Source organism: Phenylobacterium sp., from assembly GCF_036264965.1.
In the GTDB taxonomy this organism is placed as follows: domain Bacteria; phylum Pseudomonadota; class Alphaproteobacteria; order Caulobacterales; family Caulobacteraceae; genus Phenylobacterium.
Window position 1 is genome coordinate 18,995 of sequence record NZ_DATAPY010000042.1, and the last position, 15,141, is coordinate 34,135.

At 62.1% G+C, this 15,141-nt stretch carries 13 protein-coding genes; 10 read left to right on the top strand and 3 right to left on the bottom strand.

What is annotated here, in order from left to right:
- Window positions 1-6: 6 nt before the first annotated feature.
- From VHS75_RS06100 to VHS75_RS06130, 7 genes are all read left to right on the top strand, one after another.
- Window positions 7-1,119, top strand: a complete 1,113-nt coding sequence (locus VHS75_RS06100) for a CoA transferase (protein WP_329637722.1) — start codon at window positions 7-9, stop codon at window positions 1,117-1,119.
- 173 nt (window positions 1,120-1,292) lie between these two features.
- Complete coding sequence (locus VHS75_RS06105; protein WP_329637723.1) at window positions 1,293-1,988, top strand: TetR/AcrR family transcriptional regulator; 696 nt, start codon at window positions 1,293-1,295, stop codon at window positions 1,986-1,988.
- Between the two features lie 96 nt (window positions 1,989-2,084).
- Window positions 2,085-2,465: a carboxymuconolactone decarboxylase family protein gene (locus VHS75_RS06110; RefSeq protein ID WP_329637724.1), complete on the top strand. Its 381-nt coding sequence runs from the start codon at window positions 2,085-2,087 to the stop codon at window positions 2,463-2,465.
- 31 nt (window positions 2,466-2,496) lie between these two features.
- Window positions 2,497-3,246, top strand: a complete 750-nt coding sequence (locus tag VHS75_RS06115; RefSeq protein WP_329637725.1) for an SDR family NAD(P)-dependent oxidoreductase — start codon at window positions 2,497-2,499, stop codon at window positions 3,244-3,246.
- A 58-nt stretch (window positions 3,247-3,304) separates the two neighbouring features.
- Window positions 3,305-4,321, top strand: a complete 1,017-nt coding sequence (locus VHS75_RS06120) for an NADPH:quinone oxidoreductase family protein (protein WP_329637726.1) — start codon at window positions 3,305-3,307, stop codon at window positions 4,319-4,321.
- Window positions 4,322-4,641: 320 nt separating this feature from the next.
- A complete protein-coding gene (locus tag VHS75_RS06125) occupies window positions 4,642-5,286 on the top strand; it encodes a TetR/AcrR family transcriptional regulator (RefSeq protein ID WP_329637727.1) in 645 nt (214 codons plus the stop codon).
- Between the two features lie 125 nt (window positions 5,287-5,411).
- Window positions 5,412-6,839 carry an MFS transporter gene (locus VHS75_RS06130; protein ID WP_329637728.1) on the top strand — a complete coding sequence of 476 codons (1,428 nt, stop codon included), beginning with the start codon at window positions 5,412-5,414 and terminating at the stop codon, window positions 6,837-6,839.
- A gap of 189 nt (window positions 6,840-7,028) precedes the next feature.
- Here the strand turns inward: VHS75_RS06130 and VHS75_RS06135 are convergent, their stop codons facing one another.
- From VHS75_RS06135 to VHS75_RS06145, 3 genes are all read right to left on the bottom strand, one after another.
- Window positions 7,029-7,934, bottom strand: coding sequence for an isocitrate lyase/PEP mutase family protein (locus tag VHS75_RS06135; RefSeq protein WP_329637729.1), 906 nt, complete (start codon window positions 7,932-7,934; stop codon window positions 7,029-7,031).
- A 115-nt stretch (window positions 7,935-8,049) separates the two neighbouring features.
- Window positions 8,050-8,829 (bottom strand): SDR family oxidoreductase, encoded by a 780-nt coding sequence (locus VHS75_RS06140; protein WP_329637730.1) that lies wholly within the window; start codon window positions 8,827-8,829, stop codon window positions 8,050-8,052.
- 45 nt (window positions 8,830-8,874) lie between these two features.
- Window positions 8,875-9,966 carry an amidohydrolase family protein gene (locus VHS75_RS06145; protein WP_329637731.1) on the bottom strand — a complete coding sequence of 364 codons (1,092 nt, stop codon included), beginning with the start codon at window positions 9,964-9,966 and terminating at the stop codon, window positions 8,875-8,877.
- A 404-nt stretch (window positions 9,967-10,370) separates the two neighbouring features.
- On the opposite strand from VHS75_RS06145, the gene VHS75_RS06150 reads away from it, so the two are divergent.
- The 3 genes from VHS75_RS06150 to VHS75_RS06160 all read left to right on the top strand — a co-directional run bounded on the left by VHS75_RS06150 (window position 10,371) and on the right by VHS75_RS06160 (window position 15,129).
- Complete coding sequence (locus VHS75_RS06150; protein ID WP_329637732.1) at window positions 10,371-13,208, top strand: TonB-dependent receptor domain-containing protein; 2,838 nt, start codon at window positions 10,371-10,373, stop codon at window positions 13,206-13,208.
- Window positions 13,209-13,613: 405 nt separating this feature from the next.
- Window positions 13,614-14,780 (top strand): cytochrome P450, encoded by a 1,167-nt coding sequence (locus VHS75_RS06155; protein WP_329637733.1) that lies wholly within the window; start codon window positions 13,614-13,616, stop codon window positions 14,778-14,780.
- Between the two features lie 28 nt (window positions 14,781-14,808).
- The gene (locus VHS75_RS06160; RefSeq protein ID WP_329637734.1) at window positions 14,809-15,129 is read left to right on the top strand and encodes a 2Fe-2S iron-sulfur cluster-binding protein; all 321 of its coding nucleotides are present in this window, start codon (window positions 14,809-14,811) and stop codon (window positions 15,127-15,129) included.
- Window positions 15,130-15,141: the final 12 nt, after the last annotated feature.

Below are 15,141 nucleotides of genomic sequence, written 5' to 3' on the forward strand. Positions count from 1 at the left end.
TTGGTTATGCGAGTACTCCAAGGTGTCAGGGTCCTTGATTTCAGCGGCCTATTGCCCGGTCCGCTGGCGACCTTGCTCCTCGCGGAGGCTGGCGCCGAGGTCATTAAGATCGAAAAGCCGACTGGGGACGAGATGCGCGGCTACACCCCGCGAGTGGGCTCGGTCAGTGTGAACTTCCCGCAGCTCAACCGCGGCAAGCGCAGCATCGCGATCGATTTGAAGGCCGATGGCGCTCTGGCGAGCTTGGCGCCGCTGATCGAAAGCGCCGATGTGATCGTCGACCAGTTTCGGCCCGGTGCAATGGCGCGGCTCGGCCTCGGCTATGAGGACGTCCGGCGGATCAATCCGTCGATCATCTACTGTTCGATCACGGGATATGGGCAAACCGGACCTAAATCCGATGTGGCTGCCCACGATCTGAACTATGTCGGCGATGCTGGCCTCTTGAGCCTTGTCGCCAGCCGGGACGGCTCGCCACCTCTTCCGCCGGCGCTGATCGCCGACATCGCAGGGGGCGCTTATCCTGCGGTCATGAACATCCTGCTGGCGCTGCTGCAACGGGATCGTACCGGCGACGGTTGCTTCCTCGACATCTCGATGAGCGACAACGTCCTCACCTTCCTCTATTGGGCTCTCGCCGAGGGCGTCGGAGCCGGAGAATGGCCGAAACCTGGGAGCCGCCTCACCACGGGCGGCTCGCCGCGCTACAACATATACCGCACCTCTGATAACCGCTTCATCGCCGCCGCGCCCATCGAAGAGCGCTTCTGGACCCTCTTTTGCGATTTGATCGGTCTTGATCGGGAGTATCGCTGCATCGACGCCGATCCGCAGGCGACGATCTCGGCGGTGGCAGACGCGATCGCTCAACGGACGGCGCAGGCGTGGACCGAGGTATTCGCGGCGGCGGATGTGTGCTGCTCAGTCGTGAGAACCGTGGAGGAGGCGATGGAAGACCCGCATTTTCTGGCGCGAGGGCTCTTCAACCGCCGCGTCGCCACGGAGGAGGGAAGCATGGTCGCCGTGCCTGTTCCGATCAGCGACATCTTTCGCAGCCAAGAGGAACTGGACCGCTATCCGGAACTCGGGGAGCACAACGAGCAACTTCTCGTCGAGTAGGTGGCGTTGGCGCCAAGTGAGGCGCAAGCTGTCGAGGAAGATGTCCAATGGCCCGAAGCGACCGTAGGTAGGCGTTGGATATGCCTGTGACCGCATCGATGTCGCTTGAAGTTGTTGCGGATGATCCAACGCCGGTCAGCGGACTGCGATTGATGGACAATCGAGAGGTTTAGATGGGACGCAGTAAAGCTGATCCAGCCCTTCTCGCCGAGCGCAGGCGACTCCAGATCTCCAATGCGGCGATCAAATGCTTCAGCAAGAATGGGTATCACCCGACGACGATCCGCGACGTGGCGGAAGAGGCGGGCGTCAGTATAGGTATGATTTACCAGTACTTTTCCGATAAGGAAGAGCTCCTCTACTATTCCCTCTCAGCGGTCCTGAACGGCTACCGCGCGGAAATTCCAGCCGCGACGAAAGGGATCGTCGACCCCCTGTCCCGCTTCTGCCAGGCGGTGCATGCCTATGGGCGCGTCCAGGCGCGCAGCGTCGATGCGACGACGTTGACCTACCGAGAGACCAAGTCCCTAACCCGGGCGCACCGGGACACGCTAAAGCAGTTGGAGCTCGATACGAACGAGCTCATCGCCTCGATCGTACGGGAGTGTGTCGACCTGGGGTTGTTCTCCGACATTGATGTGGAGACATTCACCTATCAAATCGTTCTGCATTCCCACGCTTGGTCGCTGAAGTCCTGGAACTTCGCGGGGCGGATGACCATCGAAGAATATGTCGATCGCGGCCTACGACTGCTCCTCAAGGCAGTCCTGACCGGGCGCGGCGAGCGGCATTTCCAGGAGATCAGGGGCGACTGCCTCCTGTCGGAGCGTACGTCCCTATTGGAGACGAAAGCCGCCGTCGCGCGCTGATCCGCGCGCCTCTCTGACCACCCTCAGGCGCTTGACAGAGTGCGGAATTGCTCACAAGTGAACGAACAATCGGTCAATTTCTATGCCGGAGGTCCTATGGATCGCAAGCGTTATGACGAGGGATTGGCGGTTCGCCGGGAAATGCTCGGCGCGGATTATGTCGATCGCGCGATGGACGGGGCGGGGCCATTCGGCGCCCACTTCCAGGATTTGGTCAACGAGTTCTGCTACGGCGCAGCCTGGGCGCGACCGGGCATGCCGCGCGCCACACGCAGTTTGATCACCTTGGCGATCCTGTGCGCTCTGAACCGACCGGACGAGCTGCGGATGCACCTTCGGGCCGCCTTGCGCAACGGGACGTCGCGCGAGGACATCCTGGAAACGTTTATACAGGTGACGCTGTATTGCGGCATGCCCGCGGGGAGGGACGCGTTCGCTGCGGCGAAGGCGGTCTTCGAAGCAGTTGACTCGGAATGAGCCGGCACAGTGCGATGATGGGCTGATCGGGATGGACCTCGGACTCGCGGGCCAGGTTGCGGTGATAACTGGCGCGGCTGGCGGAATCGGCAAGACGGCAGCCCTGTCCTTTGCGGGTGAGGGCGCCCGCGTCGTGGTCTGGGACCAGGACATGCAAACGGTCGAGCAGGTCGCGGCGGAGATCAAGGACCATGGCGGCGAGGCGATGGGTGTCGCCGGGTCGGTGGCCAGCAGCGCGGATGTCGCGCGCGTAGTGGATCAGATCCGAGCGCACTTCGGGACAGTACATGTCCTGATCAACAACGCGGCGATCAACGACGATGCGCCGGTGACGGCGATGACCGATGCCCAGTGGGACCGCGTCGTCGACGTCAACCTGAAGGGCCCTTTTTACTGCGCACGAGCCATTGCGCCCTTGATGATCGCCCAGAACTACGGGCGGATCATAAACATCTCCTCCCGGTCCCACCTCGGCGAGTTGAACCGCGCCAACTACGTGTCCGCCAAGGCCGGCCTCTTAGGGCTCACAAGAAGTCTCGCGATGGAACTCGGGCCGCATCAGGTCACGGTCAACACTATCGCGCCGGGCATGGTGTCGACTGAGCGCGTGCGGTCCAATCCCAACTATGCCGACTTCCTCGAGCGCGCCATGGCGCGTCAGCACATCAAGCGCGAAGCGCAGCCAGACGACATCGTCAACGCAATGCTGATGCTGGCGTCCGCTACCTCAGGCTTCATCACGGGTGATCTGATCTATGTGTCGGGGGGGCGTCTGACATGAGTATTCGAACGCGGCACCTCCAGATCCGATCCAACCAGTAGAAGCCCGGAGCAGACCGATGCATGCCATGTTGATCGAGGCGTTTGGACCCCCGGAGTCGCTCGCCTGGCGCGAGGTGCCGGACCTGGCGCCCGGTCCGAACGAGGTCCTTCTGGAAGTTCATGCCATCGGGGTGAACTTCCCGGATCTCCTCGTTGTGGCCGGCACCTATCAAGATCTCTATCCGCTTCCCTTCACTCCAGGAAAGGAAGCTGCCGGGGTCGTTCGCGCGGTCGGCGCCGGTGTCGTGGGTCTGAAGCCCGGAGACCGCGTTTCCGCGGTCATGGAGAAAGGCGCCTACGCCGAGCAGTTGGTCGTTGCGGCCGCGAACTGCTACCCGGTGCCGGACAGCCTGACGCTTATCGAGGCGGCGGCCTTGGGGGTCGCCTATCAGACCGCTTATTTTGCGCTTCATCAACGCGGCCGTCTGCGGGCCGGCGAGCGTGTCCTCGTGACGGGCGCATCTGGTGGAGTGGGCATGGCTGCGGTACAGCTGGCCAAAGCCGCCGGCGCATTCGTCATCGCTGCGGTGGGTTCGCCCGAAAAGGCCGAGTTGGTGCGCGGACTGGGCGCCGATGCGGTGCTGGATGTTTCGAAAACCCGCGACACACTCCGCCAGGACCTGCTGTCCATAACTGAAGGCGCAGGCGTTGACCTTGTCATGGATCAGGTCGGGGGCGCGGTGTTCGACGAGAGCCTGCGCCTACTCCGAAAGGGTGGACGTATGCTCGTCGTCGGGTTCGCGTCCGGGACGATCCCGACCGTGCGCGCAAACTATCTGCTGCTGAAGCAGATCAGCGTCGTGGGCGTCCACTGGGGGTATTTTCGAGACGAGGATTCGGAGGAGGCAGCCGTCGTGCAAGCCGAGATCTTCAGGCTCGCGGTCTCGGGTGGTGGGCGGCCGATCATCGCAGCTGTCGTGCCGATCCAGGAAGTCTCGACCGGGCTTCAGTTAATTGGCGCGCGAGGTGTTACGGGCAAAATCGTCGCAACGACGCGTCACCACGTTGAGTTCGGCGCGACCGCGGTGCGCTGACAGAGCGGCCTGTGCCCGCTGCCCACCCAGGGCCGCCCGCGTCCGAGGCGCCCGAGGCGGAGGAGCCCGCGTGCGCCATCCCCATGCGCTAGGTAGAATAATGTCGTCGTAAGGGGAGTCCGCGTTGATTCGCCACTTCCACGGCGAAGATAGCGTAGGTCCGTCCATCGTGCAGGCTATGGTCTGATTTTCCCCTATTCGCAGCGTTCATGGAGCAGCTCGTGCGAGGGAGATCGACTTGCTTGCCGAGTTTGCAGCGCATGAGGGCCGGTTGACACCCCTGAGTGAATAAACGAACATTCACCAATGGAGACGATCTAATGGCGTACGAAGTCACGAGTGCGGTGGAAGATCCGGCGCTGGTTTCTCGGCGCCGAAAGCAAATTGTTGAAGCCGCTACCGAACTATTTGCCAGTGCCGGTTACTTCAAGACGTCGATCAAAGACATTGCAAAGCGGGCCGGAGTTAGCCCAGGACTTGTATATCAATATGTCACGGACAAAGATGACGTCCTACTTCTCGTGCTGGAGCAGGTCGTTGACGCCTATGCGCGAGAGCTTCCTCCCGCGATAGCAAAGGCGGGCTCTCCGATCGCGAGGCTCGAAGCCGCCATCTCGGCCTACTGTCGGATCGTAGACGATATGCGCGCGGCCACGGTCTTGGCCTATCGCTCGACGAAGTCGCTTCCCAAGCACAAGCGTGAGGTCATCCAGAAGAAGGAACTAGCCACCAACACCATGATATCGGATGTGGTTCGAGAATGTATCGAGGGGGGCTATATCCGCGATGTTGAGGTTGATGTCTTCACCTATCAGATTGTTATGACTGCCCATGGCTGGGCGTTAAAGTCTTGGTACTTCAAGACCGTATGCACCATCGACGAATACGTCCGATCCAGCACGGATATTCTGCTGCGAGGCGTCTTGACCAAAAGAGGCGCCGCTGAGTTCAACCCCGGGAGCTGATCGCCGCTCACCGCACTCTCTGGGATCGATCGCGCCTCAGCCCGTAGAGTGATCAATTGGGGCTCGCGTCAGCGACGCCTATGCGCGCCGTCCGACCGTTGACATCCGGCCGACAGGGAATACGGTTGTTCCAACTGAACGAACAATCGTTCTATGATAAATCGGAGGGGACGATGCTGGGCGTTGGAGCCGATGTCCGGGCGGCGGAGCTCGGTTTCAGCTGGCGCAGTGAGCCCTACGCCTGGTTCGTCGTCGCGGTGCTGACCGTCGCGAGTACCCTCTCCATGGCCGACCGCATGCTGCTCGTCCTCTTGGTCGAGCCGATCAAGCATGACCTTTTGCTATCGGACACCCAGATCAGCTTACTCCAGGGCTTCGCGTTCACACTCCTGTACGCGACCTGCGGGCTCTTGCTTGGCCAGGCCGCCGACCGTAGCAACCGACGCTTCATCATGGCCGCCTCCATCTTCGGTTGGAGCCTCGCGACTGCGGGGTGTGGGTTCGCCGGTTCGTTTGCCCAGCTCTTCGTTGGACGGGTGTCGGTCGGCGTAGGCGAGGCCGGATTGGCGCCGGCGGCGACCTCTACGATCATGGACTATTTCCCGCCGCAACGGGCTGCCCGTCCGATCGCCTGCGTGTCCTTGGGCAGTGTCGCTGGCAATGGCATGGCGCTGATCCTGGGTGCGTTGCTGATCCAGACGATTCACACGATGGGGCCGTTCTCGATTCCAGGGCTTGTGACTTTGCGGCCGTGGCAGTCGATATTCGCGCTCGCGGGCGCCCTCGGCATCGTCTACAGCGGCTTGTTTTTCTTCGTGAAGGAAGCCCCTCGGCACACCAATCGTAGCCTTGAGGCGGAACGGCCGGAGACAGCGCCGCGCGACAGTCTACTTGTATTCCTTCGACGCCGGTGGCGTCTGGTCGGCTCGCAGCTCTTGGGCGTATGTCTGATCTCGCTGCTTGTCCTCGCCTTGCATAGCTGGCTACCGACGCTCTTTGTCCGGCGATTTGGTTCTACGGCCGCGGCGGCGGGTTATGCCTACGGCCTGGCCGTCCTGTTCGGGAGTCTGGGCGGCGTAATCGTGGCGGGATTTCTTGGCGACGCGCTCGTTTCGCGGGGAATTCGCGGAGTCCAGCATAAGATCATGACCTCGGCGGCGATATTAGGCTTTGTCCCAGCTATCGCCGCGCCTCTCATGCACACTATGTTGGCGTCTGTGCTCGTGGCCGCTGTCGCGAACTTCTTCTTCGCGATGATCTTCCCCCTTTCGACGGTATCTCTCCAGTTGATTACGCCAAATCATCTGAGGGGGCAGATCTATGCAGTGTATATTATGATGTCCTCGATCATTGCATACGCATGTGGTCCCACGATTGTGGCGTTGTTCACCGACTACGTATTCAAGTCGCCATCGCAGATTCACCTGTCGATCGTGTGCACCGTCGCGCTCGTTGGGCCGCTGGGAGCGTTCCTCATCAATATTTCGCGGAAAGAATACGTACGGGTGGCCCCCACAGTGGCGAAGGATCCGGTGGTTCTAGAAGCGACCTGACGGCGAGAACGGCTCCGACTTCGGGCACCCTCCTCATATGCCAGCGTCGGACCAGTCCTCCGCTCACGGGGGCTCGCATTCGGCGGCTCGCGCCTTGCGGTCAACCGGCCGAGCACCTTTCCACAGGATCCGGCCTGGCGTAGCGGACCAGTCGTCCGAGACCTTCTCGAGGTCTCGGCCGACGCGAACCTAGGCCACTGCCTTGCTCGCGGCGTCCTGAGGCGGTCGCGCCTCTGCAGGAGCCGGCGCGGGCATGTATTCGTCCATCAGCTTCTCGATCTCCGGGAAGCCGATGAAGCTCTTGAAGTCCTGGAGTGCGGTCATCGGGATCGGCAGGGATTGCGTGGACTTGGTCTTGTGGATCGCTGCGAGGTTGCTGCGAAGCGCCGCGACGACTGTGAACAGCGTCGGGAAGCCCCAGCCGGCGACTCCGGCGACGGACTTGATCTCATCGTAAGTCAGCTCTTCCACCCAGCCCATGAGGTGCAGCTTAATCGGAACGCCGGCCGCCTTTCGGATCTTGCGCAGGTCGGCGATGGATTTGCTGCACTTGTTGACCGTAAACACCATGTCGGCGCCGGCTTCGCCGAAGGCCTTCACGCGCCGGCAAGCCTCGTCGACATCGACCGCATCGGTCCGGGCGACGATAACGAAATCGGGATCTGTGCGCGCGGCGAGAGCGGCGCGAACCTTGCCCAACGCCTGCTCAAGCGGAAGGATTTCGGCGTCGCCCATGGCCGGGCAGATCTTCGGCGAGACCTGATCTTCCAGTATGAGTCCGGCGCAGCCGATCTGCTCGAATTCCCGCACGGTCCGCATCACGTTGATGGCGTTTCCGTATCCGGTGTCGATGTCGGCGATCACCGGAACGGTGCTTGCGGCGACGATGTTTCTGGTCGCGTGTAGGTTCTCGGTCACGGAATACAGTTCGACATCGGGGAGACCGAGTCCCGCCGCGATAGAGGTTCCGCCGGCCGCAATGACGTCATAGCCAGCCTCGCACACCAGTTTCGCGGTCAGGCCGTCATAGGCGGCCATGCTCCACGGCACCTTCTCCGAAGCCATGAGTTCGCGAAGTTTTGTCGTCATACGCATGACGGCTCCTTTTCGGACGAGCGAGGGCGCATAGGCGGGAACGAAGTCCCACGACTATTCCCGTATCCGTAATGAATGATGGATCATTCGTCAACGCGACGTCGGCACCACAGGCTCAGAACGTTCCGGGATATGCGCCGCCATCGATCAGCAAGCTCTGGCCAGTGATATACCCGGCGTAGCGACTGCAAAGGAAAGCGCAGGCCGCGCCGAATTCATCGGTGGTTCCGAAACGGCCGGCCGGATTTGCAGCTAGCCACTGGGCTCGAGTGTCCTCGGCGTCGCGGCCGGCCATCTGAGCGCTGCTTGCGATGGTGTAGGCGAGGCGTTCGGTTTCGATCGTCCCCGGCAACAGGTTGTTGACGGTGACGTTGTGGCGGACGGCAGAGCGCGCCACGCCGGCCACAAAGCCGTGCAGTCCGGACCGGGCGCCATTGGACAGACCGAGGTACGAAACCGGAGCTTTCACGGACGTGGAGGTGATGTTGACGACACGGCCAAACCCACGCCCGATCATGCCGTCGATGGTGAGCCGGATGAGCTCGATCGGCGTCAGCATGCAGGCGTCCAAGGCGCTCAGCCAGATATCGCGATCCCAGTCGCGGAAGTCGCCAGAGGATGGACCTCCGGCGTTGTTGATCAGGATGTCCGGTTCTGGACAGACCTTAAGCGCCGCGGTGCGGCCTTCCGGTGTGGTGATATCCGCAGCTACGACGCGCACGTCCACCCCAGTCTCATCGCGAATCTCAGCCGCAGTTGCGTCCAAGGTGGCCGCGGTCCGCGCAACGAGCGTGATCTCGACTCCTGCGCGCGCCAGATGTTGTGCGCAGCCTTTGCCCAATCCCTTGCTGGCTGCGCAGACCAGGGCTTTGCGGCCGGAAATTCCGAGATCCACGTCGATGCTCCAATTTGCTCTTGGTCCCGTCGCGCACGGATGTAGCTAGTCGGGGAGGTTCAGCCGATAGGCCCGCCGCGCGGTGTCGCAGAAAAGGTCGCGTTTCTCGTCGGGGCTCGCCGATCTTGCGAGGCGCTTGAAGGCGTTCCAGATGGTGACGTAGTCGGCGGTGCCGCTTTCCGTCGGATAGTTGGTTTCGAACATGCAGCGGCGGGGGCCAAAAAGTTCGATCGAGGTCTCGACGTAGGGGCGCCACTCGTCGGCGAGTTCTGCCGATGTCCTTCTGCGTTCGGAGAGAAATGAGGGGAAGCCTGCGCATTCGATGCCAAGGCCGCCGAGCTTCACCGTCACGTTGGGAAGACTTGCGAGGTCCGACATGCTCTGTCGCCACCGCGGGAAGAATTCCTCCCGACGGCCGGCGTAGGGGCCCACGCCGAGCGGGGCGCCGACGTGATTGAGAATGATCGAGACGTCCGGAAGAGCCCTGGCAAGGTCGATCAGGTCGGGCAGCTGCGGCTCCAGTAACCAAGCGTCGAAGGACAGGCCCAAGGCGCCAAGTCTGGCAAAGCCTTCCCGGAATGCGTTGTCGAGAAGCAAGCCCGGCCCGGTTCGGGCGATGCCCCCGAGGATGGCCGGGTCCGCATCCCATGCAGCGCTCTGGCGAATGCCCTTAAAGCGCTCGCCTCCCGCCTTCATGTGGGCGAGGAGGACCTCCTCGGACCGATCGCCAAGCCGAAGGTCGGCCGAACCAACGATGCCAGCGCAGATCCGGCTCTCGCCATAAACCCCGCTCGCGCTCATCGCGGCAATTCCGTTCGCAAATTCCGTTTCGCCGACCGGCGTAAGCCACGCGGGTCCATCGGCGCGATACATCGCGTGGCACTGCACGAACACGGTGGCGATTACGTTGTGGCCGCGAGTGACGTCAGCGTGGATTTCGTCGAACAGGTAGCGCGGCACTCGCAGGCTCACCCGTTCGAACCCCGACCGGGCCGTCTCTTCGGTGACGCCTGCCAGGATCGCGCCACTGATCCCCCAAAGATGATGGTGTGGATCGATGATCGGCAGGTCTGGTTCCAGCGGCGTCTCCAATGGAGCAACCGTATGGATCGTAGTCCCCGTGTCAGTGGGCGGCATGGAAGGCGCTCTACGTCTGGCTTGTGTGGACGGCGGCCGAAGAGTGGTCGGAGCAATACGGTTGTCAATTGTAGAATGAACGACTGATCGCTCGCTTGCGGCGTGCTGGCAGCATGGAGGGCTACGGGCAAATCCATGGGATCGGCCGGGTTTTTCCCAGTGGAAAATGCGCGGGCACTAGCGCGGCGAAGGGCCATTCCCCAATCCGGATGATAGATTTACATCCGCATTTGACGGGTATATGAACGAAGGATCGTTCAGTAGAAGCGAAGCCAAGAGGGGAACTCGCCATGCAGAAATCGGGGGGGCAAATGCCAGGCCTGCGAGATGAGGCGTGCGAGAAGTCACCCAAGCAGGGCTGGCGACTTGGCCGGCGGTCCGGGCTCCTTTATGGGGGCTCCGCGATGATCCTGGTGCTTGCCAGCTTCGCTACGGCCCAGGCTCAGGTGGCGCCGGCGAAGTCTGCGGACGCTCCGATCCAAACCACGCCAACCGCGCCGGAGAGGGCGAAAGTCACTTCGGTCGAGGCCGTGGTGGTCACGGGCACCCGCTTGCCGAGCGGCTTCCAGTCGCCGTCCCCAATCACCGTGATAAGCGCGGAAACCTTGGAAAAGGCGGCCCCCCTAACGATTGAAGACGCCATCAATGAGTTGCCCCAATTCAAAGGCTCGCCCGGTCGAGCCTATCCCGGCGGCGGCAGCGCGGGCGGGCTGTTCGGTAGCCTGGCGGGCAGCCAGCTCAATCTGCGCAACCTGGGGCCGAAGGAAACCCTGATCCTCCTCAACGGGTCGCGGACTATTCCGACGACCGTCGACGGAACTGTCGATATCGACACTCTGCCCCAGAGCCTTGTTAGTCGGGTGGATGTGGTCGCGGCCGGCGGCTCGGCGGCCTACGGGTCGGATGCTGTCGCGGGCGTTGTGAACTTCATCCTCGACACCAAATTCGACGGGTTGAAGCTCGAGGCAAAGGGCGGGTATTCCAACTACGGAGATCTTCCCTCGTATGGCGCAACGATAACCTACGGCACGGGGATGTTCGACGGGCACGCGCACTTCGAATTCGCCGCCGAGTACTTCAAAGAGGAGGGGATTGGCCCCTTCGACAAGCAGCGGCCGTGGGTCAATGCCAATCCGGGCGTGGTGAACCTACCGGCGGGCACCCAGCCGGCGCGGCAGATTTTCCCGACCGGCGTCAACCTCGGCGGCGCCGCTCCTGGAGGTTTAATCACCTCCGGCCTGCTCAAGGGGACCAGCTTCGGGCCCGGTGGAACGCTTCAGACATTCACCTTCGGCAATCCGATCTCCGGCCTCTTCGAGGAAGGCGGTAGCGGCACGACACTCCTCACAGTCGCGCAGGCGCCGGTTGACCGTAAGACGGCGTTCGCGCGCTTCGATTTCGACATCACACCGCAGATCAGCGCCTATGTCCAAGGCCGCTTCTCGGACACCGAGAACAACTTCGATCAGACACCGTCACGCTTTGACGGGGCCACGCCCATCACGATCTTTTCCGGCAACCCGTTTATCCCTGCAGCGCTCCAAGCGCAGATGACGAGCCGGGGCATCGCCTCGTTCCCGTTAGCGCGCCTCAATCTCGATATGCCGGCCACGCGCGTCGACTCCACGATCCACGTCTACGAGTTGACCGGCGGCATCAAGGGTTCGCTCTGGGGTTTCGACTACGACGGCACGGCACAAATCGGACAAAGCGAGTTCAAGGCGCTCTTTACCGGCGAATTGAACTTCCAAAACGCCTTCACCGCGCTAGACGCCGTTGTGAACCCCGCCAACGGCCAGACCGTGTGCAATGCCACACTGACCGGCGCGCAGGCTGGGTGCGTCCCGTTCAATCCGTTCGGCCAAGGATCTCCGTCGAAGGCGGCTATCGCCTACATCACCGCGGGCAGCGAATACCGCGACATCACGTATCGGCAGGCGCTCGTCGAACTCAACGTGACGCGTAAGCTGTTCTCGCTCTGGTCGGACCCCATCGGCTTCGCCGCGGGCGTGGGCTACCGCCACCTGTCGTTAGACCAGGAAGTGGATGGCTCGGGTCAGCAGAGACTGAACCTCACCACCATTCGCGGTGTGCCGTCTCAACTGCAGAACCGCCTAGGGCTCTATTTCTCGCCGAACTTCCTCCCGTTCAGCGGGGCGTACGACGTGAGTGAGGTTTACTCGGAAGTCAATGTTCCGATTCTGAAGGACCAGACGCTGATCAAGTCCCTCGATGTCGATGGCGCCGTCCGCTACACGAACTACAACATCAGCGGCGGCACGACGACCTGGAAGGGCAGCGTCAACTATTCCCCGATCGAAGATCTAAGATTGCGCGCAACGAAATCCAAGGACATCCGGGCTCCGGACCTGACGGAGCTGTTTTCTCCGACCGTCTTCTCGTTCCAGGGACAGGTCACCGATCCGAGCCATGGTAACGTTCCCGTCTTCGCCCAGGCCTTCTCCGGCGGCAGCACGGCCCTGACTCCTGAAGTCGGCAAGACGGACACCATCGGCCTAGTCTATTCACCATCATGGATTCCACGGCTGAATATCTCGATCGACTACTACAGCATCAACATCACGGCGGCGATCACGACCCTCTCCCCCCAAGGGATCGTGAACGCCTGCGCTACTGGCGCAACTAGTGCCTGCGGGCAAATCAACAAATCGAACCCCGCACTCTGGATCATCCAGGCCCCGACCATCAATCTGGCATCCGTCAAGACCACCGGTGTAGACTATGCCGCGCGGTATTCCCTCCCGATCGGCGCGGACAACTTGGCCGTTTCGCTCTTGGCGAACTACACGGGAAAATACACCACCCACGTTGCAGGCGCCAAAGCGGTGCAACAGGCGGGGTATGTGGGTGGCATTAGCGCCGCCCAGGCGTACGACACGCCCAATTGGTCCGGGACATTCCAACTCGATTATTCGCACGAGAAGTGGGACCTGTTCGTCCAAGAGCGATTCATCGGCTCCGGGAAATATGAGGCCACCTTTGTCCAGGGCGTGGACATCAACAACAACAGCGTCCCGAGCGCTGCCTATACGGATCTGACGGTTCGGCGGAAATTTGGCGCCAAGGACACCTACGAAGCCTACTTGAACGTGTCCAATCTCTTCAACAAGGCGCCGCCGCTCGCTCCGCAGCAGTCTGGCGACGCGACCTATCCCACCAATATCCAATTGTACGACGCCATCGGTCGCTACTTCACCGTTGGTCTGAAGGCTCGCTTCTAACCGGGTTCGGGGCGGCGTCAGGCTCTAGCGCCTGAAGCCGCTTGGGACGGACGAAAGCCTCCCAGCTGGGACCGGCCCCTGTGGCCGGTCCCTTTTTCGTGCTGTTCGGCGGAGCGGCGATGTTGCGGCCCCCTTGGGTCACGTCGCCGGCTGCCTGTGGCCCGTTTTCAGGAGCCGATCACACCGGTCCCGCGTTGCGGGCCAAATTCCGTTTGGTCCGCCGCGGCTTGCACGAAGGTTCCCGCCTAACTAGGATATGAATGAACAATCAGTCGTAGCTGACCGTGAGCCGGTCTTGGGCCGAAAAAGCTTTCGAGGCTGCGGACATAGAGAGTGTAGGGGCCTATGGAATCGCGAGCGCGCGCTGAACCCGTCGCCGTCCCGCCGCACGTGCCTAATGAGATCGTGGTCGACTTCGACCTCTATGAGAAGCGACGCGGACTAGTGCCCGCGCAAGACTGGTGGCTTGAACTGAGAGATGGCCAGAGTTCGCCCTTGGCCTGGACGCCGCGAAATGGCGGTCATTGGATCGCGCTCAGGGGCGCGGCCATCAAGGAAGTCCTGAGCGATTCAGATCGCTTCTCAAGCCGGTACATCAACGTCCCGAGAATTGACCACTCGGCCCATTCGACCCCGGCTCCCTTACCGATCTCACTGGATCCGCCGCTGCACGGACCATACCGCGCGATACTGAATCCGCTCGTCGCCCCCGGCCCGGTTCGGGATAAGGAAGACCTGATCCGGTCCGTCGCGGCCGGCTTCCTGGACGGCTTCAAGGATGCCGGGCGTTGCGAATTCATGTCCGCATTCGCACGCAGAATTCCGGCTGCGGTCGTCCTGGCAATGGCCGACCTACCACTCAGCGATGCGGCCACCATTTCCGATCTCTCCAGCGGGGTTACCCGGCCCAAGCATCCGAACGATTCCACCGAGTCCCTGCAAGGGTTGGTCGACTATTTCCGCCCCGTATCGGACACCCGACGAGGCGGCTCCGGTCGCGATGTCATCAGCCGGATCGTCAATGGACAGGTGAACGGTGACAGGCTCGGAGAGGACGACGCTGTGGGCATGGTCCTGCAGTTCGTCGGCGCGGGCCTCGATACCACCGGCTCGATCATGGGGTACGCCATGTTCTATCTGGCGCGCCACCCGGACCAGCAACACCGCCTGGTCGAAAACCCCGAGCTGATCCCGCGCGCAGCCGAGGAACTGGTCCGTCGCTTTCCCATCGCCTCGGTCGGCCGGGAAGTGCGCCAGGACATCTCCTTCCACGGTTTCAATCTGAAGACCGAGGACATGATCCTTGCGCCGACAGCGCTGATCAATCTGGACGAGGCGCTGTTTCCAAATCCGGTCGAAGTCGATTTCGACCGCCCCAGCGCGCTCAACAACACCTTCGGCGAAGGCCAGCATCGGTGTCCCGGCGGAATCCTGGCGCGGACCGAGGTGCGTATCGCCCTGCAAGAGTGGCTGAAGCGGATCCCCCAATTCGAGCTCGCTGCTGACGCCGTCGACTTCGAGAACGGGATTGTCGCCAACATGGATGCGCTACCGCTGAAGTGGTCCCATTGAGCCTGCGGCGTCGCGGCAGGAGGGCGCCATGGTGAAGGTCGTCTTCAATCGGGAAGACGGTGGCCGCTGCGAGATAGAAGCGCCCTTGGACGCCTCGATCATGCAGGCGGCGCGGGATAACGGCATCGCCGGCGTCACGGGAGAGTGTGGCGGCTTTGCCGCCTGTGGGACCTGCCACGTCTATGTCGATGCGGCCTGGACGAGCCGTCTTCCGCCGCCGACGGCCGCCGAACTCGCCATGCTGGAGGTGGTGGTCAGCCCGCAGGACAACAGTCGTCTGTCCTGCCAAATTCAGTTGGCCCATGACTTGGACGGCATCGTCCTTGGGCTGCCGCCGTCACAATACTAGGTGGGAAGCGTT